Origin of the sequence: Brevibacterium picturae, assembly GCF_030453725.1 — a bacterium.
GTDB classification, from domain to species: Bacteria; Actinomycetota; Actinomycetes; order Actinomycetales; family Brevibacteriaceae; genus Brevibacterium; species Brevibacterium sandarakinum_A.
Genome location: NZ_JAKDJU010000012.1, coordinates 12,589 through 35,863 on the forward strand (window position 1 = coordinate 12,589; position 23,275 = coordinate 35,863).

Genomic DNA, 23,275 nt, shown 5'->3' on the forward strand with positions numbered 1-23,275 from the left:
TGCTCCCGGCCTTCGACTCGGGCAACGAGCAACTGATACTCCTCGCCTCATCACCCGTACATCGACCCCAGGCGGTGCCGGCAGAAGTGGGAAAGAACCTTTCCCTAGAGTCCACCGGGCGCGCCTCCGCCCTGTGTCTTGATGCTGCAAGCGAAGACGACACGATGATCCCGATCACGCTCTTCCTCCCACCAGGAGAACAGACGCACCCCTTGGTCGTCCACGTGTACGGAGCCTACGGAATCAGTCTCGAAGGCCCCTTCGATCCCTTCACTGACGACCTCCTGGCTCGCGGCGTGGCCGTCGCCTATTGTCACATTCGCGGCGGAGGCGAGCTGGGCCCGCAATGGCACCGGCAAGCGACAGGCGAATACCGATACCGCACAATTGACGACCTCCTCGCCTGCTTGGCTCGACTTCGCGCCCTGCCCGCCATCGCGGCCGACCGCATCGTCGTGACCGCCGCCAGTGCGGGCGGACTGACCGCAGCCACCGCATGCCTGCGTCAACCAACATGGCTGCGAGGCCTGCACCTCGCACATCCCTTCCTCGACCCACTCGCAACCCTGACGAATTCGGCATCGAATCTGGCATCAACCGACCGGGCTGAGTACGGCGACCCCCGGCACGACCCCGCCATCCGGGATCTCCTCCAACGCCTCTCGCCCATGGCACGCATCCAGGAGCTTCCCGCACAGAGCTATCCACTCCCACGTGCCTGGATTCGTGCGGCTGAGCGCGACGCCCGAGCTGACAATGACGCCATCCATCGTTTCAGCCAGCATTATCGCGACGCCTCGAACTCACGTCGCCCCGGACACGTCATCCAACGAGTCACTCCCGGCGGTCACCTCGCGGGAGGTTCAATCGAAGCCGCAGACGACGAGAATACGCTTGCTCACGCCTGGATGCTCGATGTTCTCGGAGCACCGTACGAACCGAACAAACCCGCAGGAACAGTTGGGCGGTCGGACCCGGCTACATGCTCAACGCCCAGCACGACCCGAACCGGCTATCAAACCGAGCCGTGACGGAGAGGGAGAAACGTGGTTCACGGACCTTCCTCGAACAGCAGCAGGTGGTCGGCCCGCAATCTAGAGGCCGCGTGCCGGTCCGTCTCGGCCGGGAGTACTCCGGGTGGGGTCTTGATCTTCGGGGAGCTGCCGTTCCCGGAGTGCTGTCTCGCGGGTTTCGGCGGCGGCGCGTTTGATCTCGATAAGATACACGGCCTGATCCGGCGGCAGGCCGCGAAGCTCGGCGGCCTCGGCCCGTGTCTCTTCGGCCGAGGCCCTCCACTTGGCTGCTTTCCTGCGGGGGCTTGTGCGCAGGTAGCGGTCGGGGTCACGGCGGACCTTGTCCGCCCCGTGGATGCGCGCCAGGAGCGTCAGCCGGTCGCGGCGCTGCCGCTCCTGCATGCCGGTGCGGGTCCGCCGCGCTGCGGTCACGGTCTCGTCGGCCTCCAGCACCTCGGGGGCCTCCTCGGCCTGCTGGGCGGCGACACGGCCCGCCCACGCGTGAAGGTCGTCCGTATGCCGTGGCAGGGTTCCCCACTCTGCGGACAGGCGGCCGCGCAGGGCCTGGGTGTGCTCGCGGGCGGCGTCGTGCTCGCGCTGGGCACGCCGCTTGCCGAACCACCCGGCCGTCGCGAGTCGCCCGGCGGCCCGGGCTTCCTCGCCCGCGGCGTCGAGGTACTCGCGGCCCTCGGCCTCTGCTCGGGCCAGGAGCGGCGCGGTGGTCTTGGCCCGCACGGTGGCGGCGTGCTCCTCGGCCGTGGCGAGGGCGGTGATGCTCTCGCCCGTCTCCTCCCGATGCCGGGCCGACAGCGCAGTGAGCTGATCGCCGACGCTATCCCACCAGGCCGCCCGCTGCTCCGCCTTCTCCGCCACCCTGTCGAGCCGCGCCAGCTCCTCCGAGATCATCGAGACTGGTCCGTCCTTGACGAGACCGGCGATGGCTTCGTGTGCTCGGGTGGTGGCGTCGGTCAGGCCACGGTCGGCGCGGTCGCGGCCCATCGCCTCGACGAACTGCGCCCTCGCCTCCGTGAGGTCCGCAGCGATCACGTGGAGTTCGTTGCGGCCGCTTCCGCGGGTGACGCCGACGTAGACGGCGGCCGCGTCGAGGGCGTCGGAGAGCACCGTGTGCGCACTGTTCACGGTCGCGCCTTGGACTCCGTAGGCGGTGGCAGCATAGGCCAAGTGCACATGCTCAGCCACGTACTCGGCGGGGAGAGTGACCGTGACGTTGTGTTTGCGGTCGGTGCCGGTCTCGAACGCGTGCACCGTACCGTCCTCGCCGACGCCCTGGACGGTGAAGGCCTGCCGGTTCGCCACCCGTAGCTCGGCATCGTTCTGCCGGGCTTGCACCAGATCACCCACACCGATGGGTAGACCATCGGAGCCGGTCACGGTGCGGGTGTCGTCGACCTCGCCGGCTTCGACGCGGAGGGTGCGGATGCGCTCGTTCAGGGCGGTGGCCTCGTCGTTGGTCGCCACGGTCACCGCATCGGCGGGGGCCGTGTGCTCGGCGATGTGCTCACGCAGCCCGTCATCGTCGGCATGCAGCCGGACCAAGCCGAGGGCGTGCAACTCGTCGAAGATCGCCGCCGGGTCCTTCCCGTCGCGCATCCGCAACGTCAGGGCCGCGTACTGTTCGTCGGCGAAGCGGTGCAGCTCAGACATGTCCACGGTTGCCCCGCGGATGTGCGCGGCCATGTCGAGGACGCCGCCGCGACCGACTGCCGGGAGTTGGGCGCGGTCGCCGACGAGCGCCACCGACGCGCGAGCTTCGCGGATGATGGTGAGGAGGGCCAGGGCGGTGTCCTGGTCGAGCATCCCGGCCTCGTCCACGATCACCCGCTCACCGCGCACCAACCGTGCACCTTCGGGCGGCCCCGTGTAGACACGGCCAGTCGTGGGGTCCGTCTCGCCGCGCTTGAGGCGGGTCCAGACACCGTCGTCATTCCACCGGAACCCGTGCGCGTACACGAGCGCCGCCACGGAATCAGCCGGCACCTTCAACGTCTCACCGGCAACCTGGGCGGCCTTCTTCGTTGGCGTCACCACCCGCGCCGACCCGCCGTCGCGTTCGAGGGCTTCGATGGCGGTGGCGAGCATGGTCGTCTTCCCCGACCCAGCCGCCCCCTCGACGACCACGAGCGGGTCACGGGAGGCGACCGCGGCAGCAGCCTCAGCCTGCCCCGCGTCGAGTCCATGCCTGGCGGCGTGCGTACTGAGGTCGGGGCGGCGAGGCTCGCGATTCGGGGCCTGCGCTTCGAGCCGGTCACGCAACTGCGTCTCAGCCTGCACGACCCGCAGCGAGGTGAGGTGTGCAACATGCTCAGGGTGCACGGCATCGGGCGGGAGCACCGAGAAGCAATCTCCTATTGCAAGGTCGGTGGCGAGTTGCACGAACTCGCGCAACTCCGCAGGTGTCGCTTGCACGCCGTGGTCGGTGGTGATGCGGGTGACGTGCTCGCGGACGGTGTGCACCGTCCACGTCGACCCACCCGCCGCAGCCCGGTCCAGAGCACGGTTCGCGACCTCCTGCACGCGCAGGTCATCGACGGACACCCGCACGGGTGTCGGTGCACGGGTGAGGGTCTCGGGGTCGTAACCGGCCTCGACCAGCTCCTGCCGCCAGGCGTCTTCGTTGCCAAGGTCGGACGGTTTCTTGTTCGGCCGCTCATGCGCCCACGCCTTATGCAGCAGCCGCGCGCGGACGACGGGGCCGGGCTCCTCGCCGGGATGTGCGGCCTCCCATTCGGCCTCCAACTGCTTCAGGTTGCGTTCGACCTGATGGGCACGTTTGCTCATCACCGGGTTGAACTGCTCCAGCTCCGTGACCTCCCCGGTGACGGGATCGAGGGTGAGCCCGTGCCGGTCCAGGGTTGCGGCCAGTTGCGGGTGGGCGGCGATCACCGCGGCACCGAGTGCACGGATCGCGCCCTGCTGCTTGAACAGGACCGCAGTATCGAGGGCACGCCACTTGCCCGCGGCGGGCACGCGGGTGCCGATCTGGAAGTGCACGTGCCGGTGCGGGTCACCGGCACGACTGGTGCGGTGCACCACGGCCACCGTCTGCAACGACTCCGCCGGCACGATCTCCTGCTCCCCGCGCGGGCCAACCCGCGTGTAGGCGTGCTGGGCCAGCCACCGCCGAATCTCGGCCACCGCCTCCTGTTGCGCGGCGTCGAGGGCGTCAGAGACCTCCGGGTGCAGGGCGGCGGCGATCGACAAGCTCTTGGGGGTGTTGACGACCATCTCCGCGAACCGCGGGGAGCCCTTCCGGACCTCGCCAGCCTCGCGCGGGATGCCCATCCGCTCCCCGGTCAGCGGATGGGTCCAGTCCACCCAGCCCGCGTACTGCTCCGGGTCCAGCCCGGTGTTCGCGACGACCTCACCGGCGGCGTTGGTGATGGTGAAGTCCGCCAGCGCCGTGCCGCCTTCGAGGTAATAGTCATCCGCGGTCGACCGGTCGGATTCGAGGTACCGGCGAGCGGCCGTGCCCGGTCCACGAAAGAGGGTCACGCCGCCTTTCATGCCGGTCACCGCCTTCCTCACGAGTCGCTTCGTGAGGAAGGTGCGCGGGCACTACCGCCGGTAACATGCGTCCATTTATTTGTGTCTTCAGGCGGCGGGGCTGATCGGGGAGGCCATCGCGAGGGTGAGTTGCCGGGCTGGAGCCGATGAGTCGAGACAGCTCTGGGTGGTCCAGCGATCCGGTATGGAGGAGTCAGGGTGAGGGCGGAGACGAGTGTTGAGACTGTGGCGAGGTCGAACAGACACTAGGACCAGGAGGAAGGGGCGGGGAGGCTCGCCTCCTGAAACGCGTGTCGCTCGAGTGGTAGTCTGGGATCATCGGAAGTAAAAACGTGCGTCGCTGTTGAAGACGAGGCTCTCTACAGAGCGCACGAGCACACACGGGACGAACGGCCCGTCACTTCTTCACCGAGAAGGAGTGACCCATGATTCGTCGTCCCAGCCACCAGTCCGAGGCCGCGCAGCCGCCTCACACGCTGAAGGACGCGTGGATCGCGCTGGCCGGGCTGTCGGCCGTGTTCCTGTTCGAGATGCTCGACAACTCGATCCTCAATGTCGCCTTGCCCACCATCGGCCGGGAACTACAGGCCACCGCCACCGCATTGCAATGGGTGACTGGCGTGTACTCCGTCGTGTTCGGCGGATTGATGCTCGCGCTCAGCGCCGTCGCCGACCGCATCGGCCGACGCAAGATGATGCTGGCCGGGCTCGTGCTGCTCGGGATGACGAGTCTCGCGACAGCCTTCGTGGCCACTGCCGGGCAGCTCATCGCCGTTCGCGCGGCGATGGCGGTGGCCGCCGCGATGACCACGCCGGGCTCCCTGGCTCTCGCGTTCCGGCTCTTCGCCGATGACCGCCTCCGGGTACGCGCGATGACGGTGATCTCCACCGTAGGACTCATCGGCCTTGCCGTCGGCCCGATCGCCGGCGGCTTCGTCCTCGCCATCGCACCGTGGCAGACCCTGCTGCTGGTCAACGTGCCGATCGCAGCCATCGCCTTCATCGCGATCCGCAAAGGCATTCCCGCCGACCGGCCAGAAGAGCTGCACCGCGATCCTGTCGATATCTGGGGAGCCATCCTGGGCACCGCGGCCATCGCATCCGCATTGCTCGCCCCCGCCCTCTTCGTCGAAGTGGGCGCAGACACCTGGTTCCCCTGGGCCGGGGTGGCCGCGACCATCGCTTTCGCGGCAGCATTCGCCTGGCGCGAGCGCTCGTTCCAATACCCCCTGCTGGACCTGCAGCTGATCGCGAGCCCGCTCGTGTCCAGCGGACTGGCCTTCAAAGGCGCAGCCAACCTCGCCGTCGCAGGTATCGGGTACCTCGTTGCACTTCAGCTCCAGCTCGACTGGGGATGGACGCCCGCCCAGGCAGCACTGGGCATGCTTCCGCAAGTGATCGTCCTCGTCGCCGGCGGCGCCGTCATCTCGATCCTCGTCGACAAGCTCGGACTCGATCGAGCGGCCTGGCTCAGCGCCTCTGCCGTCGTCGTGGGCCTGGCCGTCTACGCGCTTCTGGGACGCGTCGGATACGTCTGGATCGCTGTGGCCCTCGTGCTCGTCGCGGCGGGAATGCGGGTCGTCGGCGTCGTCGCGGGAACCAACGTCATGAAAGGAGTTCCAGAAGACCGGACCACCGTCGGCGCGGCCCTGGCCGATACAGCCGGCGAGTTCGCAACCGCCGTGGGCATCGCCCTGAGCGGAACCTTCCTCGCCGCCATCTTCACCGGGCACCTCACCGCATCGGCCTGGCCGACCGAGCAGACCGCGGAGTTCCGACTCGCGGTCACCTGGGGCGGAATCGCTCTGACCGTGCTCGCGGCGGGCCTCGTCGCCTTCGGCATGCTCCGAGCCCACGGAGAGAAGAGCGCCCCAGAAATCTAGACCGAAGGGTGTTGACGGCGTGTCCGTCAAGGGAATGAACGGGGCTTCTGCAGGGGCTCTGCTTAAACGAAGAGTGAGATGAGAGAGGCGTGGTCACGGTGTTCAGGGACGAGGCGCAGTCGGTCGTTGCGCTGCACGACGTGGCGGTGACCACCAGGCCGCGCTGCGATGACCGACACCGTGGATGAAGAGGTTGAAGTGGGCCTGCTTGCCTTCCACGCCGCTCACCCCTTGACGAGTCCGCCGTCGACGATGAGGTTCTGACCCGTCACACCCCTGGCCCACGGGGAAGCGAAGAATACGACTGGGTCGGCGAGCTGATCCGGCGTCGTCACCGCCCGCAGCGGGGTGCCCGCGGCGATGCCCTCGAAGACCGCCTCAGGGGTCGCCGCCGAGGCGTCGGTGGTCAGCAGCAGCCCCCGGAGACCATGTTCACCGTGATGGCCTGCGGGCCGAGATCGTCGGCGAAGGTGCGTGTCAGGGACAGCAGCGCTGCTTTCGCCGCGGTGTAGTCGTGGTAGGGCACGACGGGGTGCTGGAAGAGGTTCGTACCGATGTTGACGATCCGGCCGAAGCCCGCCTCGACCATGCCGGGAAGGGTGGCCTGGATGACGTTGAGAGGCCCATGCACGGAGCCGGTGAACTGTGCGGTGATCTCCTCGTAGGAGATCTGGTCCGCGTGGGAGCGGGCGTCGCCGTTGAAGGAGAAGTCAGCCAGCGCGTTGTTCACGACCGTGGTGATCGGACCGCCAAAGCGATCGGCGGCCTCAGCGACGAGGGCATCGACCTGGGCGCGGTCGCGGACATCAGCCCGGATTGCGATCGCCTTTCCGGGGTGGGCGGCGGCGAGGTCCTCCGCGGCGTCCTGGGAGGTGTGGTAGTCGATGACCACTCGCGCACCCTGGGCCAGGAACGCGCGAGTGATCGCAGCTCGGAGTCCGCGGGCGCCGCCGGTGACGAGGACGATCTGCTCGGTGAGGGGGAGAATAGTGTGTGCCATGTGTATGCCTCTCGATATCGAGGCGAAGGCAACCCGTGCGCACCGAAGAGCGAAAGTTGCTCTTCGGTGCGCTGACACCGCCAACATTGTCGGCGGGTGAAAGTCCGGACATTCCCTTCGCCAGTGCTAACTGGATCAGGTTCAACGGGTGTCATCTCAGCCGACCACGTCCCGTGCTCGAAAGCTGGAACGGGCGGCGCCCCGTGTCACGCCACCATCACATCACGGAAACCACACTCTCCACAAGCTTCGGACGGCCTGATTCTTCGTTACTGGAATCGCTGTCACAGAACACCTGATATCACTACGTGCTATCCGGCAAATGGGCATTCTGGCTTCTTGAGTGTTCCTATTGCTTGCGTTCCAGCTCGAGCGCGGTTTGGGCGATAGCGCGGACGTTGAATGTTTCCGCGACCGGTATCGCAGCCATTTCCTCGAGGGTGAACCATGCCGCTTCGAGTGCGTCATCGTCCGGGACCGGTTCCCCTCGTTCCCATCGGCAGAGCACTGCGATCAGGACGTAATGCAGATTGTGGTCGGCATCGATGACGTCGACAGCATCGAAGACATCACCGGGTGTGGCGAGGACTCCTGTTTCCTCGGCGAGTTCGCGCGCGGTCGCGGCGGTCAGGGTCTCGCCGGGTTCGATCTTGCCCCCGGGGAATGCCCAGCGCTCGGCGTCGGGCATGTGGGCACGCCGGATAAGGAGTACACGTCCTTTTCGGACCACTGCCGCCAGCGTCGCCGGCTTCGGGTAGGAAGCGTCGCGCGTCATCTACCCCGCCCCGATCGTCGACTCGGAGTGGTCTTGGAGGTGGGCTGTGATCTGCATGAACGGTGGATGGTCGATAGGTGCCTGGGAGCCGACGTCCTCTACGGTTTGTGCTCCGCGGTCGGTGACCTTGTCGACTGTGAAGCCGGCCTCGGTCAGCACCGCCTCGTAGGTGCTGATGAACCAGTGCCGGTCGACAAGCTCGAGGATCCCGGTGCCGGGGATCTGCAAGCTGACCTTGCGTTCGTCTCCGTCACGGTAGCCTCTGCCGGGCTCGCCGCTGCGGAAGGTCGGGAACGGTACTCCTGTGGCCGCCGGGTTGCTATCGACGATGAAGAGTCTGCCGGTCGGTGTAAGCACTCGGGCGAGCTCGCGGGCGATCGCTCTCAGTTCCTCGCGTGTGGGCACGTTGATGAATACGAAGCAGCACACGATCGCATCGAATGTGTCATCCGGGTAGGGAACGTGGCCGCTGTCGATGGTGTGGAATCGCGCGGCCGGTTGCGGGGTCTGCGCCCGGGCGAGGGTGATCATGTCGGTGCTGATGTCGACTCCGACGACCTGTGCTGCGGCTCCGGCGTCGAGGAGGCGTCGTGAGACTTTTCCGCTGCCGCACCCATAATCGAGCACGATCCCCCCTCGGCCGCAAGCAGTTTGGAGGTCATTGACGAGCGGGGTATAAGCCAGTCGGTTTTCGACATAGTCGTCATAGGCATCGAACCCTGCTGAGACTGCCGGAGTCGTCCATGATGTCGTCACTGCTGCACCGCCCTCACACGCGCGTTTTCGATGCTGGGCCATCGGCTCACGACCAGCTCCCGGTGGAGGGGATGGAGGTCGCCGATAATCGATGGGTCGACTGGTCGTTGGTATTGGAGTTGCCGGTGGATCCAGAACAGGCGGACAATGTCGACCCACGCTTCCGGAAGATCAAGGGTCGCCAGTGCGCGGCCTGGGAGCTCGTCTGCACGGATCGACTTCTCCAGGGCGAGGACCTGGTGCACCTGGTCCAGGCTCGCCCCCGAGGGCAGCCGTGGAAGAGTGCTGGGTTCCTCCACGATCGTCTGATCATCGCCGCCGAGGAGGGTGTGCACCTTGGTGAGGTCTTTTTCGTAGATGTGGATCGAGCCGACGTTGTGGATGTACACACCCGGGGTCAGGCCCAGCATCGAGGCGAGAAATTCTTGGATGAACGTGAAGGAGAACGTGTCGTTGAGCAGTCCCATGTACGCGTCGTTGGCGCGCATGAACGCGACCATGTGCAGACGGTCCTCACGGCGCAACAGCTGGAGAGCCAGCGTGCAGGAGACGTCGATGTTGCGGCGGTAGATGTCTTCGGAGTCGTCGAAGATCTGCAGAACGGCACGCTTGCTCGCAGGGTCATCCTCGCGGAGGGTGTTCACGATTCGTTCGATCGCAGTCTCGTCGCCGACGTGTCTGAGCAGTTTGGGACCATACCCGGTGCCCGGCAGGCTGAGGCCGTCGGGACTGTACCGGCTCATCGAGGGTGCGTAGGTGCGGATGAAGTCGAGGTCGTTCTTCCCTGAGAGGTACCACAGTGCTTCGGCGTAGTTGAAGATGATGTTCTGCCGACGAGACCTGGCCAAGCAGTACCGCCGGGCCGGGTTGGTCAGGCGTGCGGTGTAGCCGATGATTTCGCGTTCGTCCTGCCCGCGGGGACTGTTCTGGTATTCGAACCCGGTGTAGACCTGTCGCAGGGAATCCAGGTAGAGCGTGTGGAGGTCGGGATACTCAGGCTTCACTGACGGCTCCTGCCTGCGCGTGCTCGATCGCGGTGAGGATGCGTGGTCCGGTGGGCTGCTCGGGATCGATGGTGATCATCTGGACGTCGGCGACCGCTGAGAGGCCTCGGACGAGGAACGCGTACTCGGCTCCCTCGTCGAGGAGTAAGACGATGGGTTTGTTCCAGGCGGAGGCCCACCCGATCTCGATGTGCGTGCCCGGGGATGCCGGTGCGCCGGGGAACGCGACGAAGACGTCGCAGGCGGCGATCTCCGTGTAGTCGATGCGTGTGCATTCGCTGGGTTCCATGAACTCACGGCCCCAGTGCTCTCTGCGGTGGGCGCAGTGCACATCCCACCCCTGGGTTTCGAAGAAGTCGATGATCGAGGTGTACTTGTCGATCGCGGCGTCGCCCATCACATGGGTGTCGGCGTCGACGAGAGCTTTGAACGGGCCGGCGAGAAACATCTTTCGCGTCATCGTCACGGCTCCTTTCATGAGTCGAAGTGGTTAGCTCTACCGATCGGAACGAGGAGGGGCTGTTCTGCATCCCTACCCGCGCGGCCAGAGCTGGTGGAAGTGATGCAGGGGACCGTGACCTTGGCCGACGTCGAGGCGGTCGCTGGCAACGAGAGCGCCGTGCAGGTAGGTCTTCGCCCGTTCAACGCTTTCGGGCACGGTGTGGTCAGGCAGCAGTGCGGTGATCGCCGAGGACAAGGTGCAGCCGGTGCCGTGGTCGTTGAGGGTTTCGATCCTGGGAGAGGTGTAGGTGGAGATCCCGTCGGGGCCGGCGAGGTAGTCGACACTGACCGTCTCGTTCGTGAGATGCCCGCCTTTGAGTAGCGCCCACTGACAGCCAAGGCCACGCAGCCCGGTGGCCTGGTCCTCCATCTGCCCCAAGCGGGTGACATCTGTGGTGTCGAGGAGCACGGCGGCTTCGGGAAGGTTCGGGGTGATGATCGTGGCCAGTGGCACGAGCGTGTCTCGGATGGCTGCGACCGCATCGTCGTCCAACAGCCTGTCGCCGCTCTTGGCGACCATCACCGGATCAAGGACCACGGTCTCGGCTTCGTGGTATTGCAGGCGCTCGGCGATGACCTCGGCGATCGCGGCGTTGGCGACCATACCGATCTTTACCGCGTCGACGCGCACATCGTCGAACACTGCATCGATCTGCTCACCGACGAAAGAGGGATCAAGGGGCATGAACGAGCGCACACCGCGCGTGTTCTGTGCCACGACCGCGGTGATCGCGGCCATACCGTAGGTGCCCCTCGCTGAGAAGGCTTTGAGATCGGCGTGGATGCCCGCCCCGCCAGTGGGGTCGGTGCCTGCGATGGATAGGACGTTCTTGATCGTCATGCGTGCACTTCCTTCTGCTGCTGTGTGGCGGCGTAGCGGGCGACCTCGGCGACATCCTTGCTCAGAGTCAGGCGGGCCTCGTCGACCTCGTCGAGGGGGAACCAGCGTGCTTCGAGGGCGTCGTCGCCAGCGTGGGGTTGCCCCGAGCGCCACTGGCAGAGCACGGCGATAAGCACGTAGTGACTGTCCAACCGTCCAGTCTCGTCTCGGCTGAACGCGTCAACGGAAGTCAAAACACCGGTCGCCTGACCGATGATGCTGGTTTCTTCACCGAGTTCGCGTTCGGCGGCTTTGGTGATCGTTTCTCCGAATTCGATCTTCCCGCCCGGGAATCCCCAGAATCCTGCATCAGGAGGGTTCGCGCGACGCACCAAGAGGACATGGTCATCTTTGATGAGGACGGAAATGACCGCGACCCTCGGGCGCACCTCGACTGAGGACGTCGCGGGGCCGACAACAGAATGGGACACTGTAACCTCCTAATGGGGAGGCCAGCGAAGGAAAGAAGCCCTGCTAGACCAGTCCCTTCGCCGGCATGATCCGGATCAGGTTCTAGGGTCACCACGCTGACAACGTCCAGTGGTATCTCAGCCCCTTGACGGGACACCCCTCGGTGCAACCCGAATCTACCAGAATGCCGTCACAGATACACCCTGCGCGGATTGCCCGCTGCGGGATGCTGGTGTTGGGATCGGCTGCGCACCTATCCAGTGCTGCGACTGTGCCCGATGGAGCAAGTGCCCGTCTCACGGGTGGAGTCACTGGTCGGTGTCGGCCTTGGACGGTAGAATGGAAGGTGTCGGGCGAGCATGAAGGAGGACAGGTCATGGCGACGACGAAGGCCCTGGAACAGGCCGAGATCGACCGGCTCGAAGCGCAGGTCACTGCGAGCCAGCGGATGGCTAGCGAAGAGGAGACTGACGCCGACCGTGCCCTGGGCCGCAAGGTGCTCACTGGAGAGATGTCCGCCGATGACGCCATCGCCGTCCGGCTGGCGCAGATCGACGCGAAGCACGGCATCACCCGGTAACACGCCGCGGGCCAATGTCTCGGGCGGGGGTGGACGGTGATGCCGGATCATTACACGTATCCCGGCACCGAGGTGCTCGTCAACATCCCCGGCTACACCGACCCGGCGGCGTGGAAGGAAGCCGAGACCGCCCACGGCGCGAGATAGGTGCCCTGGATCACGAGCTGCGAGCGGCGTTGCAGCGGCGAGCACACCGCCTCGACCCCGACCCGCCGTTCGGTCCACCAGACCAGGGGCGGGGGCCACATGACCGAGGACTCGGACTATGAACACTCAACGTACCGCCACAGGCGAGCGGAACGAGAGCAGCGTGCGGGCGGCCCGGTCACGTCCGGGCGAGGAGAACGGGTCCGCAAAATGGGCGGACCCGTTGATCACGACGCAGGCCAACCTCTCAGGGCGAAACCCCTGGCACGGTGGGAGGAAATTTCCTCCCACCGTGCCAGGGGGACGCCCACGGTGCCGCCACTGTGGCGGCGCCGTACGCCTCGCGCGGGCAGGCCATGGTGGTGCCGAATCGGCACCACCATGCCATCCGCAGGTGCGAACCGTGCAGGGGCAACGGGGCCGGAAAATTTCCGGAGCCGTTCACCGGCCCCCGGCGCGGGCACGGTCCTGCAAAATTTGCGGGACCGTTGGCTTGGGCACGGGGGTGGAAAATTTTCACCCCCGTGGGCTCGAGCCGACCGTGGTGCCACCGTGGCACCACCGTCAAGAACGAGGGCAGGTCGACGGTGGTGGCAAATTGCCACAACCGTGCTGCCGGAGACGACGACAGCGGGCTGACGGTGGTGCACAATTTTCACCACCGTGACGTTCCGCTGGTGACTGCTCCGGGGGCGCCGAATCGGCACCCCCGTGCCCGACCCCGTTTTCGGGGCCTCCAAGGGCACGACAGCACTGACCATCCACATATAGTAGCTCGCTCCTGCGCGGATGGCTAGATGCAGTGATTGCTGTTTTTGAACCTCGGGTGTATGGGCGTACCTGTCGGGTATGAACAGTATCCCGACACCCCAGACCCATACGCCCACCACGACGACGAGGCCGCGCCTGGCGATTGACGACGAGGCCCTGACCGACACCGACCGGGAGACGATCCGGCAGGCCGCGAAGACCACAGCCTCCCGGTTCCCGCCCATGAGTGCCGAGCAGGCCGAGCTGATCCGCCACCAACTCCGCGGCGACGCCACCTGACCCACCCGGCATCCTGACCGTCTCGGCATCGAGCCCCACGTCCTTTAGAGTGCGCGGGGCTCGATGAGTACCCGCTCGGGCTCGAAGGCGTTCTGGCCCCGGTTCTGAGTCTGCTGGATGCGGACGTTGAACGTGGCCTTGATGATCTTCCTCCGCTCCAACAGTGGCAGGCCCGCCCACGCGGCAGGCACATCCTCGGCGGTGACCAGGGCACGCACCCGCTCGTCGGTCACCGGGGGGATGAGCGCCTGCTCGGCCTCGGCGATCTGGGGCCGCAACGCGGCTTCCAGCTTCGTGAGCGTGTCGAGGTTCAGACTCCCGGCCGCGTACTGGGCGATGACCTCGTCCAGGCGGGCCTGCAACGCCGCCCGCTTCTGCTCGGCAGCCTCGGCAACCTTGAGCCAGTCGCCGTCGTCGTCGCCGGTGAGCCAGGCGAGGTTGGTCGGGTTCTGGAACCACTCCAGCACGACCTGCTCGACATAGGCGTCCAGGCCCGGCTGGGAGATCATCGTCTTATAGCACCCCCGGAACTGGCACTGGTACTTCACCGCCGGAGTCCTCTCCTTCTTCCGCATCGTGGCCCGCTTCAAAGGGCGGCCGCAGTAGTGGCAGCGGGCGATGTGGACCATGAGCGTCTTCGCGGCCATCCCGCCACCGCCCTTGACGAGACGTCCGGGATCGGCGAACAGGCGCTGGATCTTCTGGAAGTCCTCCCACTCGATCAACGCCTCCCACTGCGCCTGGCCGATGACCTCACCGCGGTAGACGCGCTTGCCGGCGATGGTGGGGTTCTGGAGGACCTGGCGGACGGTGTAGGTATCCCAGCCGCGGGGACTCTCGGCCCACGGCTTCTTCGGTGTCGGCTCCCCAGCATCCTGCAACCGCATCGCTATCGAGTACATGGACTTACCAGCCAGCACATCACGGGCGGCATCGCGGACGATCTGCCCGGTGTGGGGGTCGGGTTCCTGGCGCAGCAGGACACCGGTGTGCTGGTCGTAGACCCGCCGGTATCCGTACGGGAGGCGACCGTGGGGGCGGCCCTTGTCCGCGTTGAGCTTGACTGTGCGCAACTGCCGCTCGCGCATCGTGTTCGCGTCCGCTTCGGCGCGGAGGAACTCGAAGCCCATCATGAACGTGTCATCGGAGCGGGAGAAGTCATACACCCTGCCGTGGGTGAGGTAGAGGACCCCGGCGCGCTGGCAGGCCTTGCGCAGCTGCACGTAAACCTCCATATCGCGCCCGGCACGAGACGGCTCCCAAGAGGCAAAGCCGCCATACCTGCCGGACTCGATCAAGGCCATGGCCTCGTCGAAGCCCTCGCGTTCGCGCCTGCGCCACTGCGAGGCCGACCGGTCAGCATCGCGGACGATCGCCTCCGGGTACCATTCGATCGGCAGGCACCAGCCGACCATGTCAGTGAGCTGGTCATCGATCGAGCGCATCAGTTTGTGCCGGTCCTGTGAGGCCCGCCCATACAGGATCGAAGCGGTCCAGTCGTCCTCGGCCATCTCCCGGAGTCGCTCGACCGCGGTCCGCAACTCCGGCGTGAGCAGCGGTAGCTCCAAGAGCCTGTTCGTCGTGGTCGTGTTGGTGTTCGTTGTGGTGGTGTTCATGGACATCAGGTGCGTCTGCCTTCCCTCTGCCCCTTGAACTTGATCGACGAGCCGACCACCGGGCTCGACCCCCGCAGTCGCAACCAGGTCTGGGACATCGTCCGTCTGCTCGTGTCCGAGGGGGCCACGGTGCTGCTGACGACCCAATACCTCGAGGAGGCCGATCAGCTGGCCGACCGCATCGCGGTGATCGACCAGGGCAAGCTGATCGCCGAGGGCACGGCCCCGCAGCTGAAGACCTCCGTCGGCGCCGGAAGCGTTCACCTCCGGCTCGCCGACGCCGGGCAGCGGGAGGCGGCGGCAGGAGTCATCGACCGGATCGTCGGTGATGAGATCACCCGTCCCACCGACCCGTACGCGCTCTCGGCCCGCATCCCGCAGGGGATGGAGGACCGGGCGGCGCGACTGCTGCCGCAGATGAATGAGGCCGGAATCTCCGTGCCGGAGTTCTCACTGGGACAGCCCAGCCTCGACGAGGTCTTCCTCGCACTCACCGGCACCATGGCCGGCAGTGACGGTAAACGGCCGGTTGAGCAGCAGACCGAGGAGGTGGCCGATGACGACGCCGAACATCGGTGACGACGATCGACTGCGCAAGGTCATCCGAGTCGATCGGCGGCCCAAACGGCCCTCGGCGCCGGCGGTGACGCTGACATTCACCCATCGGGCGCTGCTGAAGATCAAACATGTGCCCGAGCAGCTGATGGACGTCACCCTCACACCGGTGATCTTCACCCTGATGTTCGTCTATCTCTTCGGCGGCGCCATCGCCGGCGACCCGCAGACCTATGTGCAGTTCCTGCTGCCGGGCATCCTCGTGCAGTCAGTGCTCCTGATCACCGTCTACACCGGGTTCACGATCAACACCGACATCACGAAGGGCGTGTTCGACCGGTTCCGGTCCCTGCCGATCTGGCGACCGGCCCCGATCGTCGGAGCCCTGCTCGGCGACAGCGTGCGTTATACGGTGGCCTCGATCATCACCATCGGCCTCGGACTGCTCCTCGGATTCCGGCCCGAAGGCGGTGTGCTCGGAGTCGTTCTGGCCATCGTGCTCCTGCTCATCTTCGCCTTCTCCCTGAGCTGGATCTTCACGATCCTCGGTCTGCTGATGCGGACCCCGAACGCTGTCATGGGAGTCTCCATGCTGCTCTTGATGCCCTTGACCTTCGCATCCAACATCTTCGTCGATCCCGCAACCATGCCGTCGGGCCTCCAGACCTGGGCTCAGAGCATCAACCCCGTCTCGTATCTGGTCACCGGGGTGAGGGAGCTGATGTACGGCACCGCCACGCTCGGTGACATCACCTGGGTGCTCATCGTCTCGGCGATCCTGACAGCGGTGCTGGCCCCGATCACGATGCGCCTGTATCGCACGAGGACATGACGGTCGCACGAGGACATGACGGTCGCGTCGACGATGAGAGCGGTGGCGCGAGCCCGAGCAGCGCAGGGCGAGGCGTGGTCCCCGCCGCCGGTATCGTTCGCGCAGGTCACCGCGTCGAGGAATCCGCTGCCGTCGCCGAGGCGGTCCGGCGCTTCTGAACCCGGGCGAGGACGAGCAGACAGGCTGCATTGCTCAGCAGGATCACCGTGCCGATGAGGCAGATGGTGATGTCGAGGATGCCCGCATGGGAGTGCTCCGGCGGATCGGAGAAACCCGGAGCCGTCCAGAGAAGAGTGCCGATCGACAGGGTGAGGACCGCTGTCGCGATGAGCCCGACGACGCCGAGCATCTCGACGGCGGCGAGGGTGAGCAGCGCAACGATGGCGAGGAAGATGATCACGGCCATGATGTCGTAGCTGTGCCCGGTTCGGGTTGCCTCCTGCCATAGGCTGCCGTACTGCGTCGACTCCTCTGGATCCGACTTGTAGTAGGGGAAGAAGGTGAGTACGAAGGTCAGTACGGCCAGCGGGGAGTAGAAGCGGGCGAAACCCGCCGTGATCTGGCGCCTGCGCCTGTCGAGATCGGTGGAGATCTCAGAGGAAATGGCCTGAGGTGTCATCGACTGCTCTGTCCCTTCGTCCCCGCTCCTGGTGGATCCAGTGTCTGGCGCTCGGTGCCGCAGAGACAAGCTCCGGACGATCCTCAGCCGGATGCCCGCGAACGGGAGGGTCGGCTGTGATTTCGCGGGCACGGACGGTGATGGCCGTTCGTGCATGGACATCGTGGTGAGGTGCTGAACACACTGTGACCATGTCTGAATCCGAAGAGGACCCGTCGGATGACCCGCTCCTGCTTGTCCTGCCCACTCTTGGCAGTCTCGGCGCCGACGGCAGCAGTTACGGAGGTGAGCATTTCATCTGCTTCCCCGCCGTCGGACCGACGACCGGCTACCCGGTGAATATATGGGAGGAGCACAGAACCGACCCCTCGGATGTCGCTGTCGGTGCCGAGCAGAAGGCCCGACTGACGCGAAGCGAGGCGGAATCGACCTTCGAGGTCGCAGTCTGCGGCAAGCAGCGTTTGCGCCGAGTTGCATGGGCGCTCATTCTCGCGGTGCCGGTACTTCTTGCCGGACTCTCGGCACGCGCGAAGCGCTGAGAGTCGGTCTCGGGGCGGATGCCATGAGCTATCACACCTCGGCGACCGCCCGGGTCTCGGCGGAACGCCATCCCGGCTTGGTCTTCTTGCGGAGAAGAGAACACGGTCGACGCTGAGCCGAGACCCGGCCCCATGGCCGCGAGCAGCAGCGCACCGCCGGTGAGTTCGACGAAGGTGGAGATGGGTGCGGCGATCCCCGGCAGCGGCACGCCCATCTGTGAGAACGATTCGGAAGTTCCGGCAACGGTCCATTCGTTGAACTTCTGCCAGCCGTGGCGATGCAGATGGAGCCGAGGCCGATGCGGGCGATGACGGTGATGATGTCGCCTGTCACCCGAGTCGATCAGCGCCGTTCGAGTGCTTCCCGGACTCTGGGCTCAGAACCCGTACGAGGCCTCCTTCTCCTCCCTCATCGAGGCATAGGTTCGCGTGAGGACGAGCGTGTCCTCGACCAGTCTGTCGAGACGGGCAAGGACATCGTCGTTCACGATCTGATTGCGCAGCAGATCCTTCTCCTCGACGAACACATAGGGGTGGACGACCTGGGCCTTCATATAGCTCAGGATCGGATTCAGCTGTTGCTGGGGGATGAGATAGTGCTTGGCCGATCCCGCGGTTGCGACCATGGCCGCGATCTTGTCACGGAAGGCATCGACGGGCAGCAGGTCGAAGATGTTCTTCAGTGTCGCCGGGATCGAGGCCTGGAAGATGGGGGTGCCGATGACGAGGGCATCGGCGTCCATGATCGTCTGTGTGACACGACGGGTGTCGCCGGTGTACTCGGTGTAGTTCCGTCCGTCGCTGAAGACCATGTCCTCTTCGGCGAGGTCGATGAGAGTGACCTCGACGTCGGGGTTCTGGGCCATCACCGCCTGGGAGACGTATTCCATGACGGTCCGGGTCTTCGTGCCGACGTTCGAGCCGGACAAGGCGACGAGTTTCATCAGTTGGCCTCCTGCGCAGAGCCGTCATCGGCGGGTGTCGCCTCGGTGGCGGTGTACTTCTTCACGGCGGGAATGATCTCCGAGCCGATGGTCTCGATCTGCTGCATCACCTGGTCATAGGGCATGCCGCCGAAGTCGATCTGACCGAGGTAGCGCTGATGTCCGAATACCTCGTGCTGGTGCAGGATCTTCTCCACGACCTGCTGCGGACTGCCGAGGTTGACGATGCTGTGCGGATCGACCGCCTGTGCGAAGAGCTGCTTGGGCATGCCCTGACCGTTCGTGTGCTTCATTCCCTCATTGATATGAGGGTAGAGCCCGCGCAGTGCCGCCTGCGAAGTCTCGGCAACATGAAGGAAGCCTGCGGTCGCGATCGGCAGGGCCGCCGGGTCGAATCCCTGGTGACGTGCCGCCTCCCGGTAGGCGTCGACCGTCGGCCGAAACGACGAGGTGGTCCCGCCGAGGTGGGCCATGACCATGGGCACCCCGGCCAGGCCCGCCTTGATCGCGCTCGTCGGGGCGCCGCCCACGGCTCGCCAGATCGGCAATTGGTCCTGCGCGGGGCGGGGAAGCACCTCGGCGCTGTTCAGGGGTGCGCGGAACTGCCCGCTCCAGGTGACCCGCTGCTCCCGATTGATTCGGTTGAGCAGATCGAACTTCTCCTCGTACAGCTCCTCGTAGTCGCGCAGGTCGTAGCCGAGGAGTTCGAACAGTCCGACTCGAGAGGCCCGACCGGCGACGAGCTCGGCCCGACCTTCGGAGATGTGATCGATGGTCGAGAAGTTCTCGAACACCCGCACCGGGTCCGAGGTGCTCAGGATCGTCGAGGTGCTGCCGATGCGAATGGTGCTCGTCGCCTGGGCGATCGCGCCGAGGATGACCGCATGGGCCTGGGAGGCGAAGTACTCCTGATGGCTCTCGCCGACGCTGACGAAGTCGAAGCCGGCGTCCTCGGCCGCCTGCGCGTAGCCGATGAACTCGCGAATGCGCTCGCCGGCACCGACCCGTGACCCGTCGGCCGGGTTCGGCAGATGATCGCCGAGGCTGTACATCCCGAACTGCAGTCCCTGACCTGAGTTGAACCCGAGGCGGTCCATCGTGGGCGTGGGCGTGGCTTGGTCGGTGGGCACAGCCTGTCCGGTCGGTTCGCGCAATTTCTCTCCTCAGTCACGCAGGTGTCGACACGGGAAGTCGACTCCGAAAGTTATCGTTTGCCATGTCAACTGATAGTGGCCGAGAAAAATTCCCTAGGGCTGCTCGTCATCCCCGCGGCGCGCGAGGCTGTTCTCGTAGAGCTTCTTCATCAGTGCGTGCAGCTGCGTCTTCTCGGCCTCATCGAGGACCTCATCGAAGAGTGAGGCCTGCTGCTCGAGCTGTGAGGGATAGGCCCGTTCGAGGAGTTCGGCGCCCTCTTCGGTGAGCGAGATGTGCTTGGTCTTCCAGTCCTGCTGCCGTGAGATGAGGCCCTCGGCCTCGAGCCGGGTGAGCATGCGGGAGATGCCGCCGCCGGTGACGGTCAGGCCGCGGGCCAGATCGGTTTGAGTGATCGGCGCAAAGTTGCGGATGTGGGCCAGAGCTTCGAATTGGGCGAGTGTGAGACCGAACCGGCGCAGGTGGTCGTGGGAGAGCTGATTGCTGTTCTGGACGAAGCGGACCATCCGCAGCCAGATCAGAGTGCTCAGCGACAGATCCTCCATGTGCCCCCAGTACTGTCGGGCCGATCGCGTCGGCGATGTCCCTTCACCGTCAATGTACCGTTTGGACTCGGTGGGCCCAAGCGAGTTCCCACGCCGGATAGGCTGCGAAGAGCCGACAGAGGCAAGGACCTCGAAGTTCCTTGCCTCTGTCTACTTTATAGTGCAGATGGGGGATTGCGGCAAGACCCCATCTGCGAAGGATACTTGTACCTCGTGCTGAGAGAGTGGAGCTGTTGTGACTGAAGTGATCATCGTCGGTGCCGGGCCGACCGGATTGATGTTGGCCGCAGAGCTGGCCCTGGCAGGGGTGGACAGCGAACTTGTCGAAAGACGAGAGAACCAGGATCTGGTCGGAACGCGTGCGCTGGGACTGCAGTCGCGGACCCTTGAGATGTTCGATCAGCGAGGCATCGTCGATCGCTTCCTGGACGCGGGCCAAATCTCGCAGGTGCTGGGATTCGGCAACACGCGCCTGGGCATCATCGATTTTCCGTCCCGGCACCCGTACGGCCTGGGGCTGCACCAGCAGCACACCGAACGCATCATGGCTCAGTGGGTCGAAGAGCTCGGGGTGAGCATCGAGTACGGCGTCGAAGTCACCGGATTCGACCAGGATCGCAGCGGAGTCGACGTCCGGCTCTCCGACGGCCGCGAGCTGCGCACCGACTACATCGTCGGCTGCGACGGCGGGCGCAGTCTGATCCGAAAGACTGCCGGGATCGACTTTCCCGGGTGGGAGCCGACCATGAGCAGTCTCATCGCCGAGGTCGAACTGACCGAGGAACCGGTTTGGGGTGTCCACCATCACGAGTTCGGTACGCAGGCGTTCAGCCAGCTCCCGCATGGTCGGGCGAGTCTCGTCGTCTCTGAGAAGGAACCGCAGGAGAGCGCAGAACCCACCCTCGATGATCTGCGTGCCGGGTTGATCGGCGCGTGGGGGACTGACTTCGGTGCCCGCGCCCCCAGCTCGATCTCTCGCTTCACCGACATGGCTCGACAGGCCGCCACCTATCGTTCCGATCGGGTGCTGTTGGCCGGTGATTCGGCGCACGTCCACTCCCCGGTCGGCGGCCAGGGTCTCAACACAGGTGTCCAAGATGCCGCGAATCTGGGCTGGAAGCTCGCCCAGGTGGTGAGAGGGACTTCGCCAGAGAGCCTCCTCGACACCTATCACTGGGAGCGTCACGCCGTCGGCGCGCAAGTCATTCACCACAACTTGGCACAGACGGCCCTCATGCGGATGGACGAACGCGTCAAGGCCCTCAACGAAGTGATCGATGGCTGGCTCCACATGGACGAGCCCCGCAAGTCTCTCGCCGGTGACCTGTCCGGGCTCGCCATCCACTACGAAAGCCGACAAGGACGCGAAACCGGTGGCGAACACGATGCGGACGAACACCCGCTGGTGGGACGCCGCGTACCCGACCTGGATCTCCACAGCCCGGCAGGGGCATTTCGGACATACACGCTTCTCCACGGGGGCATTCCGGTGCTGCTCAACCTCGGCGATCCCGGTGATATCGACATCTCCGCCTGGGCAGACCGAGTCAAGCGTGTCGATGCGCGCTACTACGGTGCGTGGGAGCTGCCGGTGATCGGTGAGGTTCCAGCACCCACAGCTGTGCTCATCCGCCCCGACGGCTACGTGGCGTGGGTCGGTCAATCCACCACGGAAGGGCTGAACGAGGCACTCACATTCTGGTTCGGTTCCTGAGTTGCCGTGAAAGGACAGTCTGACCAGCTCGTCCGCGCGGACGGCGGCCTCGTTCTCAGCTCCGAACGAATCTCAGCAGAGCGGTGTTGACTTCGTCGGCGTGAGTCCACAGCAGGCCGTGCGGGGCACCGTCGTGCTCAGGTCGTCGCGGCACTCAACGGCGGCGTTGAGGCTGTCGGAAAAGCTCGCGACACGGCGGAAGTCGTGATCGCGAATGCGCTGCGTGGGGCGTGAGGCTGCGGCAACGCGCCTCGTGTCCCGTTGCGGTTCCCGCACTCGTGTCGCCTCGACCTCGTCAATCGGGACGGCCCGTCCCTCGGAGTCGGTGAATGCTGCCGTGAGTTCGCGCCCGCGTTCGTCGCTTCGACACCCCAAGAACTCTGTGTACGCCGTGGTCACGGCGGCACCTTCTGAGCAGCTCACCCCGTAGACTCACACCTATCCAGCCACCGGAGCCGGGCCGTCAGGAGCCTCATGCGCACCAGAAGCAGCGCGAAACCCAGCGACAACGCAGAGACCACATCAGCAGAGACCACATCAGCAGAGACCATCACCGAGAGCGAACATGCTGATGTCATAGTCGTTGGCAGTGGATTCGGGGGAGCAGTGGCGGCTGCCCGATTGGCTCAAGCCGGGTTCTCAGTCACCGTTCTCGAACGCGGCAGACGGTGGTTTCCCGGGCAGTTCCCACGATCGACTGATCTCGAGGAGGGCTGGCTCTGGCAGGCGGGGCACGGGCTGTACGACCTTCGCTGGTTGGATTCGATGCTCTCACTGCAGGCCGCCGGCTGGGGCGGTGGCTCCCTCGTCTATGCGAATGTCTTCGCACGACCCGCCGCGCAGACACAAGACAATCGCTGGCCGACGGCCCTGCGCCGTGAGGCACTCGACCCCTATTACGATCTGGCCGGCACCATGCTCGGAGTCAATCCCGTGCAGCCCGATCAGCGGACCGGTGTCGTGCCGGCTCGCACGAACCTGGTCGAAGACATTGTCGAGCAGACGCAGATCAGACCGGCAATGATTCGCCCGAACCTCGCGGTCCGCTTCGGTCCATCGGAATCGTGGTCGCGCAACCTTCATGGCGTGGATCAGAGGGGGTGTGCCTTTCTCGGAGAATGCGTACTGGGATGCAACAGATCAGCCAAGAACTCCTTGGACCTCAACTATCTCGCCGTCGCAGAACAGCACGGGGCAACTGCGGTCACGGGAGCCGAAGTCATACGTATCGCAC

The 23,275-nt window shown here is 65.5% G+C and carries 22 protein-coding genes, 2 pseudogenes and 2 riboswitches; of the genes and pseudogenes, 9 read left to right on the forward strand and 15 right to left on the reverse strand.

Going from position 1 to position 23,275, the window contains the following annotated elements:
- The first annotated feature begins 86 nt into the window (after positions 1 to 86).
- Positions 87 to 1,031 carry a prolyl oligopeptidase family serine peptidase gene (locus tag L0G76_RS02665; RefSeq protein ID WP_304355825.1) on the forward strand — a complete coding sequence of 315 codons (945 nt, stop codon included), beginning with the start codon at positions 87 to 89 and terminating at the stop codon, positions 1,029 to 1,031.
- A gap of 63 nt (positions 1,032 to 1,094) precedes the next feature.
- Here L0G76_RS02665 and mobF read toward each other — a convergent pair whose 3' ends face one another.
- Positions 1,095 to 4,538 (reverse strand): MobF family relaxase, encoded by a 3,444-nt coding sequence (mobF, locus tag L0G76_RS02670; RefSeq protein WP_164742864.1) that lies wholly within the window; start codon positions 4,536 to 4,538, stop codon positions 1,095 to 1,097.
- A 425-nt stretch (positions 4,539 to 4,963) separates the two neighbouring features.
- On the opposite strand from mobF, the gene L0G76_RS02675 reads away from it, so the two are divergent.
- On the forward strand, positions 4,964 to 6,421 hold the full coding sequence (locus L0G76_RS02675) for an MFS transporter (RefSeq protein ID WP_096157496.1): 1,458 nt from the start codon (positions 4,964 to 4,966) through the stop codon (positions 6,419 to 6,421).
- Positions 6,422 to 6,645: 224 nt separating this feature from the next.
- Here the strand turns inward: L0G76_RS02675 and L0G76_RS02680 are convergent.
- The 7 genes and pseudogenes from L0G76_RS02680 to L0G76_RS02710 form a co-directional block, all read right to left on the reverse strand.
- A pseudogene (locus tag L0G76_RS02680) lies at positions 6,646 to 7,421 on the reverse strand (3-oxoacyl-ACP reductase).
- Positions 7,422 to 7,515: 94 nt separating this feature from the next.
- Positions 7,516 to 7,635, reverse strand: a riboswitch (TPP riboswitch).
- A gap of 135 nt (positions 7,636 to 7,770) precedes the next feature.
- A complete protein-coding gene (locus tag L0G76_RS02685) occupies positions 7,771 to 8,196 on the reverse strand; it encodes an NUDIX hydrolase (RefSeq protein WP_026159443.1) in 426 nt (141 codons plus the stop codon).
- On the reverse strand, positions 8,197 to 8,952 hold the full coding sequence (locus tag L0G76_RS02690) for a class I SAM-dependent methyltransferase (RefSeq protein ID WP_081610377.1): 756 nt from the start codon (positions 8,950 to 8,952) through the stop codon (positions 8,197 to 8,199).
- Complete coding sequence (locus L0G76_RS02695) at positions 8,949 to 9,956, reverse strand: thymidylate synthase (RefSeq protein WP_096167725.1); 1,008 nt, start codon at positions 9,954 to 9,956, stop codon at positions 8,949 to 8,951. Before L0G76_RS02695 ends, L0G76_RS02690 begins: the two co-directional genes overlap by 4 nt.
- A complete protein-coding gene (locus L0G76_RS02700; protein ID WP_018022529.1) occupies positions 9,946 to 10,416 on the reverse strand; it encodes a nucleoside 2-deoxyribosyltransferase in 471 nt (156 codons plus the stop codon). Before L0G76_RS02700 ends, L0G76_RS02695 begins: the two co-directional genes overlap by 11 nt.
- Positions 10,417 to 10,488: 72 nt before the next feature.
- Complete coding sequence (gene thiD / locus L0G76_RS02705) at positions 10,489 to 11,298, reverse strand: bifunctional hydroxymethylpyrimidine kinase/phosphomethylpyrimidine kinase (protein WP_018022528.1); 810 nt, start codon at positions 11,296 to 11,298, stop codon at positions 10,489 to 10,491.
- Entirely contained in the window at positions 11,295 to 11,768 is a 474-nt protein-coding gene (locus tag L0G76_RS02710) for an NUDIX hydrolase (protein ID WP_018022527.1), read from the reverse strand. The genes thiD and L0G76_RS02710 overlap by 4 nt, the downstream gene beginning before the upstream one ends.
- 34 nt (positions 11,769 to 11,802) lie before the next feature.
- Positions 11,803 to 11,919: riboswitch (TPP riboswitch) on the reverse strand.
- Positions 11,920 to 12,124: 205 nt separating this feature from the next.
- Between L0G76_RS02710 and L0G76_RS02715 the strand changes: the two genes are divergently transcribed.
- Together L0G76_RS02715 and L0G76_RS02720 are read left to right on the forward strand one after the other, a co-directional pair.
- Positions 12,125 to 12,328, forward strand: a complete 204-nt coding sequence (locus L0G76_RS02715) for a hypothetical protein (protein ID WP_018022526.1) — start codon at positions 12,125 to 12,127, stop codon at positions 12,326 to 12,328.
- A gap of 996 nt (positions 12,329 to 13,324) precedes the next feature.
- Complete coding sequence (locus L0G76_RS02720) at positions 13,325 to 13,525, forward strand: hypothetical protein (protein ID WP_096157499.1); 201 nt, start codon at positions 13,325 to 13,327, stop codon at positions 13,523 to 13,525.
- A 44-nt stretch (positions 13,526 to 13,569) separates the two neighbouring features.
- On the opposite strand, the gene L0G76_RS02725 is transcribed toward L0G76_RS02720, so the two are convergent.
- Positions 13,570 to 15,141 (reverse strand): recombinase family protein, encoded by a 1,572-nt coding sequence (locus L0G76_RS02725; RefSeq protein ID WP_240516202.1) that lies wholly within the window; start codon positions 15,139 to 15,141, stop codon positions 13,570 to 13,572.
- A gap of 33 nt (positions 15,142 to 15,174) precedes the next feature.
- On the opposite strand from L0G76_RS02725, the gene L0G76_RS02730 reads away from it, so the two are divergent.
- The gene (locus L0G76_RS02730) at positions 15,175 to 15,720 is read left to right on the forward strand and encodes a DrrA family ABC transporter ATP-binding protein (protein WP_304355826.1); all 546 of its coding nucleotides are present in this window, start codon (positions 15,175 to 15,177) and stop codon (positions 15,718 to 15,720) included.
- A complete protein-coding gene (locus L0G76_RS02735) occupies positions 15,698 to 16,528 on the forward strand; it encodes an ABC transporter permease (RefSeq protein WP_304355827.1) in 831 nt (276 codons plus the stop codon). The genes L0G76_RS02730 and L0G76_RS02735 overlap by 23 nt, the downstream gene beginning before the upstream one ends.
- Positions 16,529 to 16,634: 106 nt before the next feature.
- Here the strand turns inward: L0G76_RS02735 and L0G76_RS02740 are convergent, their stop codons facing one another.
- Complete coding sequence (locus tag L0G76_RS02740; RefSeq protein WP_304355828.1) at positions 16,635 to 17,147, reverse strand: hypothetical protein; 513 nt, start codon at positions 17,145 to 17,147, stop codon at positions 16,635 to 16,637.
- Positions 17,148 to 17,338: 191 nt separating this feature from the next.
- Between L0G76_RS02740 and L0G76_RS02745 the strand changes: the two genes are divergently transcribed.
- Positions 17,339 to 17,686, forward strand: coding sequence for a hypothetical protein (locus L0G76_RS02745; protein WP_304355829.1), 348 nt, complete (start codon positions 17,339 to 17,341; stop codon positions 17,684 to 17,686).
- Positions 17,687 to 17,874: 188 nt separating this feature from the next.
- Here L0G76_RS02745 and L0G76_RS16240 read toward each other — a convergent pair.
- From L0G76_RS16240 to L0G76_RS02765, 4 genes and pseudogenes are all read right to left on the reverse strand, one after another.
- Positions 17,875 to 18,033, reverse strand: a pseudogene (locus L0G76_RS16240) (hypothetical protein); the annotation flags it as partial.
- Between the two features lie 30 nt (positions 18,034 to 18,063).
- Entirely contained in the window at positions 18,064 to 18,630 is a 567-nt protein-coding gene (locus tag L0G76_RS02755) for an NADPH-dependent FMN reductase (protein ID WP_096159609.1), read from the reverse strand.
- Positions 18,630 to 19,784 (reverse strand): LLM class flavin-dependent oxidoreductase, encoded by a 1,155-nt coding sequence (locus L0G76_RS02760; RefSeq protein ID WP_304355830.1) that lies wholly within the window; start codon positions 19,782 to 19,784, stop codon positions 18,630 to 18,632. The genes L0G76_RS02755 and L0G76_RS02760 overlap by 1 nt, the downstream gene beginning before the upstream one ends.
- 93 nt (positions 19,785 to 19,877) lie before the next feature.
- Positions 19,878 to 20,327, reverse strand: coding sequence for a MarR family winged helix-turn-helix transcriptional regulator (locus L0G76_RS02765; protein WP_304355831.1), 450 nt, complete (start codon positions 20,325 to 20,327; stop codon positions 19,878 to 19,880).
- Between the two features lie 235 nt (positions 20,328 to 20,562).
- Between L0G76_RS02765 and L0G76_RS02770 the strand changes: the two genes are divergently transcribed.
- On the forward strand, positions 20,563 to 22,041 hold the full coding sequence (locus tag L0G76_RS02770; RefSeq protein WP_304355832.1) for an FAD-dependent monooxygenase: 1,479 nt from the start codon (positions 20,563 to 20,565) through the stop codon (positions 22,039 to 22,041).
- A 72-nt stretch (positions 22,042 to 22,113) separates the two neighbouring features.
- Here the strand turns inward: L0G76_RS02770 and L0G76_RS02775 are convergent, their stop codons facing one another.
- Positions 22,114 to 22,440: a hypothetical protein gene (locus L0G76_RS02775; RefSeq protein WP_304355833.1), complete on the reverse strand. Its 327-nt coding sequence runs from the start codon at positions 22,438 to 22,440 to the stop codon at positions 22,114 to 22,116.
- Positions 22,441 to 22,515: 75 nt separating this feature from the next.
- Here L0G76_RS02775 and L0G76_RS02780 point away from each other — a divergent pair.
- Positions 22,516 to 23,275, forward strand: a 760-nt coding sequence (locus tag L0G76_RS02780) for an NAD(P)-binding protein (RefSeq protein ID WP_304355834.1), incomplete at its 3' end; no start/stop codon positions are given.

What these genes read in the sequence shown, in the direction of transcription:
- mobF (WP_164742864.1), bottom strand. Translation starts at nt 4,538, where the DNA reads ATGAAAGGCGGCGTGACCCTCTTTCGTGGACCGGGCACGGCCGCTCGC.
- L0G76_RS02675 (WP_096157496.1), top strand. Translation starts at nt 4,964, where the DNA reads ATGATTCGTCGTCCCAGCCACCAGTCCGAGGCCGCGCAGCCGCCTCAC.
- L0G76_RS02685 (WP_026159443.1), bottom strand. Translation starts at nt 8,196, where the DNA reads ATGACGCGCGACGCTTCCTACCCGAAGCCGGCGACGCTGGCGGCAGTG.
- L0G76_RS02700 (WP_018022529.1), bottom strand. Translation starts at nt 10,416, where the DNA reads ATGACGCGAAAGATGTTTCTCGCCGGCCCGTTCAAAGCTCTCGTCGAC.
- thiD (WP_018022528.1), bottom strand. Translation starts at nt 11,298, where the DNA reads ATGACGATCAAGAACGTCCTATCCATCGCAGGCACCGACCCCACTGGC.
- L0G76_RS02715 (WP_018022526.1), top strand. Translation starts at nt 12,125, where the DNA reads ATGGCGACGACGAAGGCCCTGGAACAGGCCGAGATCGACCGGCTCGAA.
- L0G76_RS02720 (WP_096157499.1), top strand. Translation starts at nt 13,325, where the DNA reads ATGAACAGTATCCCGACACCCCAGACCCATACGCCCACCACGACGACG.
- L0G76_RS02725 (WP_240516202.1), bottom strand. Translation starts at nt 15,141, where the DNA reads ATGAACACCACCACAACGAACACCAACACGACCACGACGAACAGGCTC.
- L0G76_RS02735 (WP_304355827.1), top strand. Translation starts at nt 15,698, where the DNA reads ATGACGACGCCGAACATCGGTGACGACGATCGACTGCGCAAGGTCATC.
- L0G76_RS02740 (WP_304355828.1), bottom strand. Translation starts at nt 17,147, where the DNA reads ATGACACCTCAGGCCATTTCCTCTGAGATCTCCACCGATCTCGACAGG.
- L0G76_RS02745 (WP_304355829.1), top strand. Translation starts at nt 17,339, where the DNA reads ATGTCTGAATCCGAAGAGGACCCGTCGGATGACCCGCTCCTGCTTGTC.
- L0G76_RS02755 (WP_096159609.1), bottom strand. Translation starts at nt 18,630, where the DNA reads ATGAAACTCGTCGCCTTGTCCGGCTCGAACGTCGGCACGAAGACCCGG.
- L0G76_RS02765 (WP_304355831.1), bottom strand. Translation starts at nt 20,327, where the DNA reads ATGGAGGATCTGTCGCTGAGCACTCTGATCTGGCTGCGGATGGTCCGC.